Genomic DNA, 8,104 nt, shown 5'->3' with positions numbered 1-8,104 from the left:
CATTTGGTGCCCATCAGACCGGGAAGAAAGTTTCCACGAGCAAGGAAAGGAAGGCCCAATTGTAAAAACTATACTCTAACTAATTACAAAAGAGCACTATGAACCTTAAATTGATGACATTGCGATTACCCTTCGAGAATTGGATCATAGCAAAACTCCGGCTCATCCTTTTAATATGCGCTATATTTATTGGAGGCAAGGAATAATCCAATCCATCCTTCTCCTCTAATACCTTTTTAAACAATAAAGCATATAAAATGGCAGTATTCTCCCAGGCAGTAGCCGCCGTTTTCTGCAAACCGGCAATCCTCATTTTTGACCGAAGGCTTTCACTCGCCAATAACCGGTTTGTTGCTTCAGCCAATTGTAGCGGATTCTTAAAGTCAAAAATGATTCCCGAATTATCCTTTAAAAGCTCCAATGCATGAGGTATCGGAGTGGCTATAATAGGACACCCACAACTTAATGCATAGACGAACGTTCCACTGACTGCCTGATTAGGATCGCACGACGTAAACAAGTAAACATCTGTTAGTTGCAGATATTCAAGCAATGTCGACAAATCCAAATAAAAGTTTACAAACCGGACATGATCAGTCATTCCCAACTCAGAAACTTTAGCTTTGAGCATTTCCCGGTATTTTTCCCCTTCTTCTTTAAAGACTGTCGGGTGCGTCTTGCCTATGACAACAAACAAAACCGTCGGATTCTCTTTTACAATAGCAGGCAAAGCTTCCAAAGTTGTTTCAATACTCTTTCCGGCACTTAGCAAACCGAATGTTGAAAGAACTCTTCTTCCCGAAACCCGGTATTTATCTTTTAAAAAACGCTTATCCTGATGCGCAACCAGATGCGTTCCGTGAGGGATCACATTAATTTTCTCTTCCTCCATCCCATAATCCAGCAACAAGATTCGTTTGGAAATCTGCGTCATGACAACAATAGCGTCACAGGCCACAGCCAACTCCCGGAGATAATTCTTTAACGAAATAACAGGATTCGGCAAAACCGTATGAAAAACAATCACAACCGGTTTTGTTATAGATTTTACAAATTGCAGAAACTCATCCTCATGTTCTTTATAAAGACCGAATTCATGTTGTATCAGGACCAGGTTTGTATCCGCATCCTGGTTGATCTTCCTGCCAATGACCGCATAATCATTGGCATCCGAAGTATTCAGCGTATATTTTACCTTATCAGAGTAAATGTGTTTCTCTGAGTCCGATTCCAACGCACACACCTTAAATGAATAAGAGTTCCCGAATTTATAAAGAATTGTCCGGATCAAATCGGCGGAAAAGGTAGCGATACCACACTCCCGCGGAGGATAAGTTGTTATGCATAATATATTATTCATTTCTTATGGGTTATTAATTCATTCACTAACTCTTGCAGTTTCACAGATATACAAGCTATACATTTATCTGCCGCCCCATAATAAATATAAAGTCTGTCATCGAACAAGGCTGTTCCGGTCGGGAAACATACTCTGTTCACTACACCCAGCAATTCATAATCCGTATCAGGAGTAAATAAAGGATAAGGCAATCGCGCCAGTTCTATTGACGGATCATTCAGATCCAATAAAGCAGCACAAGCTGAATAGACATATCCGCCCGGTGTATCATACACGCTATGATAGATCAGCAACCATCCTTCTGGTGTTTCTATCGGAGGACAGCCAGCTCCTATATAACTGGCTTCATGATCATACTGGGGTTTTAAAAGGATCTTGTTGGAGAAGTCAATGAAATAATCAGTCCAAAATTTGGTCGTTAAATCCTCCAACTTCTCCACACAAACCAATTGTATATCCGGTTTGATACGATGCATAAAATAAAATTTCCCATTAATCTTACGCGGGAAAAACACTACGTTCTTATCCGTCAGATAAATCTTCTTGCCAGAATTTGTCTTAGATTCCCGTTTGTTATACGAACGAAAATATTTACCAATCAGATGCTCATGCGACATCATCAATCTTTTGAATTGCCGGAATGTGAATTGTGAGGTGATCACTCCTTTCTTTTCAAAATGAGCCAGATCGCCAGATACGGCATATGCCCCGACAGCACTCATGCCATCATAGGCCGTATAAGTCAGATAATACACATCTCCAATTTTTACTATTCTGGGATCTTCCACTCCCTGGCTTTCATAATCAAATTCAGGACTGATTAAAGGTTCTTTATTTCGTTGAACCACTTTCAATGGTCCTTCCAGCCTGCAATAGCCAATAGTTGAATAATTCCCTTCTCTTACTGCACGGTATAACATATGTACAGTATTTTCTTCGGCTATCACAGCCGGATTCATTACACTTTCGCTTTCAAAATTCAAATCAGTACATTCAAGAATAATACCTTCTCTTTTGATGGTTACCATTATGTTTTAGTTATCAGATTAAAACCTTTGTCTTGCTTACTCGTCTTTTCACGCTGGTAGTCAGTCTGAGTTTTTGCTTTGTCAGCAGAAGACTTTTCCTTTTTCTTTTCTTTCTTACTCTCTTTACCTTTCATAACACATTGTTTTACAGCAAATTTATAAACTCTATTCTTTGCAAGTTACGGATAATAAACTCCATTCTGTTATATATGCTGAAGTATTATTCTTTAATAACTATAAGAGTTTATAATTCACATTGCACGTTTCGCCTCAAAGTGTTAATGCATTAAAAAGATATAGGCAATAAATCTTTCAAATCTGTAGAATCAAGTCATTTCTGTGAAACTATGTTATCCATGAAAATATTTTCCACTAGAAACTTGTTGTATTAGATAATAGAATATATGTTTGCATTATAATTTCATATAAAAACATTTTATAGTAGAAATAATTATCAACACCAAAATAGAATAAAATGAATACAAAAAGAATCTTCACATTACTGGTTTTAGTTGTAGGTTTCATGACTTTAGTATCCTGTAAAGGACAAGCCAAAAACAACAGTAATGAAACAACTTCAACCACGGAAGTAACAGGAAAGCAAGCAGCTGCACCTGTACATATTACAAAGGCGGACTTCCTAAAAAAGATATACAACTATGAAGCAAATCCAAATGAGTGGAAATATCTCGGAGACAAACCTGCCATCATCGACTTCTATGCCGACTGGTGCGGTCCCTGTAAGATGATCGCTCCTTCACTGGAACAGCTTGCCAAAGAATATGCCGGACAGATCAACATTTACAAAGTCGATGTAGATAAAGAAACAGAGTTGGCCCAGGCATTCGGCATTCAGGGAATACCGGCCCTTCTATACATCCCTATGGAAGGAAAACCCCAAATGCTTCAGGGAGCAATGCCTAAAGATCAGTTAAAGGAAAAGATAGAATCAATTTTACTGAAAAAATAATTTTTTTTTCGCTTACTCTACCAACAAAAATTTTCAGGTAGACTTGATAATCTTCTCAAAAAAGATACTTTTTTCAAGTCTACCTGAAAATTTTCCCATCCAAAGGTTTATTCATAACATCTAAATATTTACTAACTTTGTCATCGTTTGTAAATCATAAAACGAAACGTCATGAGTAAATACCCATTTATGCTGATTATGTGTATGTTTATTGCACAATCAGTTTTTGCACAATCATATTCCAAATACTTCCGCCTGGCTAATCAGGATACCGTCAATTTCACCTTTACAGTGAAGAAGCCCGATATTAAAGCAATAGACTGTTATCCCCAGCGGATTACACAAATTTCGAAAAACGGAGATAATTACGAAATATCACTCACAACTATCAATCCCTACCTGGATGGAAGCAAACTGGCTAAAATGAAAGAAGCCAAGTATGACAAATCACGGGAATACGACAGAGAGATCGCCCGATTTTTACAATCTACCCCGTTAATAGATGCACAAAACGAACACGTTAGACAAATTGCCGATACACTGTTTAAGGATGAAACGCAGACCTTCATTATAATAGAGAAAGCTCTCAAATTTGTTTATACCTATTTATCACCATCCGATTCCATTGCCAAACAGATTGATGCAGGAATTTGCAGAACCGTAGATGTCAATACCGTTATCCAGACAAGGAAAGGTACTTGTAGCGAATACACGAATGTATTTACCGCATTGATGCGCTACATGAATATACCGACTCGTTTTGCTGTAGGATATTGCTATGTCCCTGAATGGAAAGCCGAAAGTACCCATGCCTGGCCCGAATGCTATATAGAAGGTGCTGGTTGGTGTTCTGTCGATCCGACTTTCCCATCGTATATCAGCCCGCATTTTGGTATGGTTAGGATGCGTTACGGGATAGATTACGAAGACTGCGACATCAAAACCCTAAATTATGACATCGAACCGATTGAGTTTACCAAAAGATAACCATTATGACAACAGAGAATAAAATAAAGTACTTTGAAAATCGGGAAGATTGGAGAAAGTGGCTAGCAGATAACTTTGAAACCAAAGATGAAATTTGGTTTGTCTTTCCTCAGAAATCATCAGGTAAAAAAAGCATTATATACAATGATGCCGTTGAAGAAGCCCTTTGTTTCGAATGGATTGACAGTACGATAAAATCGCTTGACAAAGAACATAAAATTCAGCGCTTCACGCCTAGAAACCCTAAAAGTACATACTCGCAAGCCAACAAAGAAAGACTTAAATGGTTATTGGAAAATAAAATGATACACCCTAAATTTGAGGATAAAATACGAGCTATTTTGTCTGACCCTTTTATTTTTCCAGATGATATAATTGACAGATTGAAAGCAGATAAAACAGCATGGAAAAACTATCAACACTTTTCCGACCCATATAAACGTATCCGAATTGCATACATTGAAGCAGCCAGGAAACGGCCTGAAGAATTTGAAAAACGATTAAACAACTTTATCAATAAAACGAAAGAAAATAAAATTATAACAGGATTTGGGGGGATTGGAAAATACTATTAATCCCAATAAAATGCAGGTACGAATTTTACTTCTGTTTTCTAAATACAAGACCTATATATAACAAACAAACCAACAACACCGCCCCAATCACCAACATCCGCTTGGGATAAGAAAACTCCACAGTACTACCTTTCTGAAAAGAATCAGAACCGGCAAAACAGTTCTCATCTACAGAACCAGAACTAACAATCGACTCAACCACCTCCTCCCCCTGTTCCTTAATAGCGACATGAGTAACAGACTGCACCCCATTCAACCGACAGCTATCGAACACAATATGCTCTATATCGATCACCTTATTGCGGGAAGCCTGATACAGATTTTTTAACAACATACTATCACTATGAATACTATGCACCTCCTCCCTTATCTCCCGATGTTGCACACTACGCCGCCCGGCACTACAACCGGGCAGCAAAACAGCCAACAAACCAACCAAAACAAATAAACTTCTACCCCACATATCCATACCTATCCCCCCTTCATTTATTAATGATCACCTGATAACGATTCTCTCCATTTACCCGAAACGCCAAATGCAGGAACTTCTTTCGTTTATAAAGAATTGCCTGATCGAAAGGTAACTTACAATAAAGTAACACATCCAGCAACTCCTTCGGATCAGGCACATAACAATCCGCAGCCTCCCCCTTCACATGCTGGCTCGAAGGCACGCCGCCCACCAACCTGTTCACCTCCGGACTCCGGTAACCACTTGTGATCGCAATCGGCTTCCCATAAGCCAGCCTCAACGGCTGTAACAACCGTTTCACCAACTCCATCATAGCCTGCTTCACCTCAAACGGCGGCTCATTCAGCAACCCATTCTCCACCGCCACCCGGCTATACGTCATTTCTTCCCAGGTAAAATTCCTACTTATCCTCTCTTTCATTTTGTACCGATTTAATTTTATACGAATAATCCACTCCAAACAAAGCTCCGGCAAATGTGCAGGTTTCCCCGAAAGCCACCAGCACACTATTATGAATCTCCCCTTTCGGAGCAATCCAGAAACCGGAGAAAAGAAGAACAATCCCACTCATTACGAGCAGGATTGCCATTACCAATTGAATAGTCAGTCTTTTTTTCATACGTTCCCCTTTCCTCTTTCAATCAAGTAATCCTCAATTTCCCATTTTCAATTATTCAATCTCCGGTCTGTCATCTCCACCGGAACCTTCTTCTTTTTTAGGTTTCGTGTCTTCATCCTCTTCAAACTTCACGATCTCACTCATCCAGCGCAGACTGGTACCCGGCGAGAATATCACCCGTGCCTTTTTTATCAGGGAAGCATTGAAAGCATCCGCCGTCTCCGCACCTTTCGAACGAATCGAAAGACGAAAACTACCGAACTCACCCACCTGTACAATACTACCCGAACGAAGCTCCAGGCTCATCGCCCAGTTTAACGAATCGAGTATTGCCTTCACATCAACACTCGACATCGCCGAGCGGCTGGAGATCAATTCACACAACTTATCCATATCGCAATAGTTCGACGACCGCGCCATCGCATAAGTCTTCACCTTGTCCTTATCGTCACCGCTAAGAACCTTGCGCTGCACCTTTCTAAATTTCAGTGTCATAGCTTTTCTATTTTAATGATTAATACTACTGTTTCCAGGGGAACGATACAAAGGTACAGGTAGGGATATATGCAAAGATCGGCACGGGAGCATCATGTAAAACAATATATAATAAGACTTTAGGAACAACCAAAATCTTAAAATACCATTTTTCACGAACCATCACACTGATAGATTCAGATTCTTATTTAACGTTTATCAGGAAAATAATGATTATTACGTGAGATTCTTAGGGACAGATTTAGGTTATTTAATGACTTCTCATAACAAATTTGATATCCTTTCGGGTACTCTTTTTAATATAATCACGTAATAAATACCCGAGAGGGTATCGAATAACAGAATATAAGTCATTTATAGAAAACAAGTGATGCCAGTATACTGTATGCGGAGATTAGCTCTTATATTCTCCGCATATTATACGGCAAATACAGACATTAATCTCCGCAAACAATCACATTACAAGTTCATAATTATATCTCAATAATGAAAATTATTCCGTCTATTCCGCTTTTATCTTTTGACGATAAGAGTCGCTGATAATATAATGTATTGATATTACGCTCCAATTGGCGAACGCTCCATGACTGCTGGGTAGCTTCTTTTAGGTAGAAGCAATGTGCATTAGCATCATTCACCCTCATTCTCAACCCATTGTAACTCCATGTCAATTTGCTACACATTATGTAGCAAATCTTTGGGTTGATAGATAAGGTAGAACTGTCTGAAGTTCCGCAAATTGCCATACGAGAATCCGAGAGTTGAAAACAAACACATTCTAATTGTACCAAGTTAGTTTCTAAATTATATCCCCTGAAAGCAGAAACTGACAAAACAGTGTAACTTACTGATTAAGTGATGCAATATACACTATATCACACTTCCTTGCCAAGTAGCAAAAAAGCAGAATATTGTGGTATTACGAAGACTTTCTGTTGCGAATCCGCTACCTGTTTAGTAGCAGGTTTCAAACAAAAAACTCCGCTTCTATAACATATAGGTCGTTTGAAGCAAAGTTTTAGTTAGTTACGCATTAGTAAATTCACTGTTTACTTATAATTATCCAAAAATATATCTTATATTTGGACTATAATAGACGTTGAGATGCAAAATAATCAGATAAAGAGGTACTAAACGAAAAGGGCATCAAGTAGACGTGGTTAGCAGAAAAACTCGGTAAGAACTTTAAACGCTTGCAACCGCAGCCAACTATCCCTACCAATGCTTCATAAGATAGCTGAGATTTTGCAGGTTGATATGAAAGAGCTAATTAAATAAATACAAAATAATGGAAGTTAATATTATTAAAACAGAAGGAAAGCCTCTGGAGAAACTTATCGAAACAGTGAGTTCTGCTATTGGGACATTGTATAAACCAACTCAAATAAGAAAAGAAGCGAAAGCGAATGCGGAAGCTTTAATAATACAAAAAGAAGCTGAAGCAAAAGGTATGATAATAATTGCCGATGCCGACGCAGGGCGACCGCACCAAAATTCCTCTAAAAAGTTTATCATTGCAAAATGAATACCTCTAATTATTTTTCAGAAGTGACAGATCCTCGTGTAACAGGTCGCTGTCTACATTTGTTGTCAGATA

12 protein-coding genes are annotated in these 8,104 nt (G+C 38.6%); 4 read left to right on the top strand and 8 right to left on the bottom strand.

Annotated features, from left to right (window positions below):
• Window positions 1-79: 79 nt before the first annotated feature.
• The 3 genes from NBH15_RS28690 to NBH15_RS29275 are packed head-to-tail and all read right to left on the bottom strand — an operon-like array spanning window position 80 to window position 2,522.
• The gene (locus tag NBH15_RS28690; protein ID WP_250824169.1) at window positions 80-1,360 is read right to left on the bottom strand and encodes a glycosyltransferase; all 1,281 of its coding nucleotides are present in this window, start codon (window positions 1,358-1,360) and stop codon (window positions 80-82) included.
• Entirely contained in the window at window positions 1,357-2,388 is a 1,032-nt protein-coding gene (locus NBH15_RS28685) for a glycoside hydrolase family 130 protein (protein ID WP_122328208.1), read from the bottom strand. Before NBH15_RS28685 ends, NBH15_RS28690 begins: the two co-directional genes overlap by 4 nt.
• Window positions 2,388-2,522, bottom strand: a complete 135-nt coding sequence (locus tag NBH15_RS29275; protein WP_255419980.1) for a hypothetical protein — start codon at window positions 2,520-2,522, stop codon at window positions 2,388-2,390. Before NBH15_RS29275 ends, NBH15_RS28685 begins: the two co-directional genes overlap by 1 nt.
• 341 nt (window positions 2,523-2,863) lie before the next feature.
• Here NBH15_RS29275 and trxA point away from each other — a divergent pair, with 341 nt between their 5' ends.
• The 3 genes from trxA to NBH15_RS28670 all read left to right on the top strand — a co-directional run bounded on the left by trxA (window position 2,864) and on the right by NBH15_RS28670 (window position 4,920).
• A complete protein-coding gene (gene trxA, locus NBH15_RS28680) occupies window positions 2,864-3,358 on the top strand; it encodes a thioredoxin (RefSeq protein ID WP_128134941.1) in 495 nt (164 codons plus the stop codon).
• A 171-nt stretch (window positions 3,359-3,529) separates the two neighbouring features.
• Window positions 3,530-4,345: a transglutaminase-like domain-containing protein gene (locus NBH15_RS28675; protein ID WP_082150452.1), complete on the top strand. Its 816-nt coding sequence runs from the start codon at window positions 3,530-3,532 to the stop codon at window positions 4,343-4,345.
• 5 nt (window positions 4,346-4,350) lie between these two features.
• Window positions 4,351-4,920, top strand: a complete 570-nt coding sequence (locus tag NBH15_RS28670) for a YdeI/OmpD-associated family protein (protein WP_186961715.1) — start codon at window positions 4,351-4,353, stop codon at window positions 4,918-4,920.
• Between the two features lie 25 nt (window positions 4,921-4,945).
• On the opposite strand, the gene NBH15_RS28665 is transcribed toward NBH15_RS28670, so the two are convergent.
• The 5 genes from NBH15_RS28665 to NBH15_RS29465 all read right to left on the bottom strand — a co-directional run bounded on the left by NBH15_RS28665 (window position 4,946) and on the right by NBH15_RS29465 (window position 7,253).
• On the bottom strand, window positions 4,946-5,389 hold the full coding sequence (locus tag NBH15_RS28665; protein WP_186961714.1) for a hypothetical protein: 444 nt from the start codon (window positions 5,387-5,389) through the stop codon (window positions 4,946-4,948).
• Between the two features lie 13 nt (window positions 5,390-5,402).
• Entirely contained in the window at window positions 5,403-5,813 is a 411-nt protein-coding gene (locus tag NBH15_RS28660) for a D-Ala-D-Ala carboxypeptidase family metallohydrolase (protein ID WP_250824168.1), read from the bottom strand.
• Window positions 5,794-6,012, bottom strand: a complete 219-nt coding sequence (locus NBH15_RS28655) for a hypothetical protein (protein ID WP_007659354.1) — start codon at window positions 6,010-6,012, stop codon at window positions 5,794-5,796. The genes NBH15_RS28660 and NBH15_RS28655 overlap by 20 nt, the downstream gene beginning before the upstream one ends.
• A 51-nt stretch (window positions 6,013-6,063) precedes the next feature.
• The gene (locus NBH15_RS28650; protein WP_250824167.1) at window positions 6,064-6,507 is read right to left on the bottom strand and encodes an HU family DNA-binding protein; all 444 of its coding nucleotides are present in this window, start codon (window positions 6,505-6,507) and stop codon (window positions 6,064-6,066) included.
• Window positions 6,508-6,980: 473 nt separating this feature from the next.
• Window positions 6,981-7,253 (bottom strand): DUF1016 N-terminal domain-containing protein, encoded by a 273-nt coding sequence (locus tag NBH15_RS29465; protein ID WP_350472310.1) that lies wholly within the window; start codon window positions 7,251-7,253, stop codon window positions 6,981-6,983.
• Between the two features lie 542 nt (window positions 7,254-7,795).
• Between NBH15_RS29465 and NBH15_RS28645 the strand changes: the two genes are divergently transcribed.
• Complete coding sequence (locus NBH15_RS28645; protein WP_250824166.1) at window positions 7,796-8,032, top strand: hypothetical protein; 237 nt, start codon at window positions 7,796-7,798, stop codon at window positions 8,030-8,032.
• Window positions 8,033-8,104 lie beyond the last annotated feature (72 nt).

Source organism: Parabacteroides caeci (assembly GCF_023656795.1).
GTDB classification, from domain to species: Bacteria; Bacteroidota; Bacteroidia; order Bacteroidales; family Tannerellaceae; genus Parabacteroides; species Parabacteroides segnis.
Note: the sequence above shows the minus strand (reverse complement) of the source record. Positions and strands in the feature narration are given on the sequence as shown.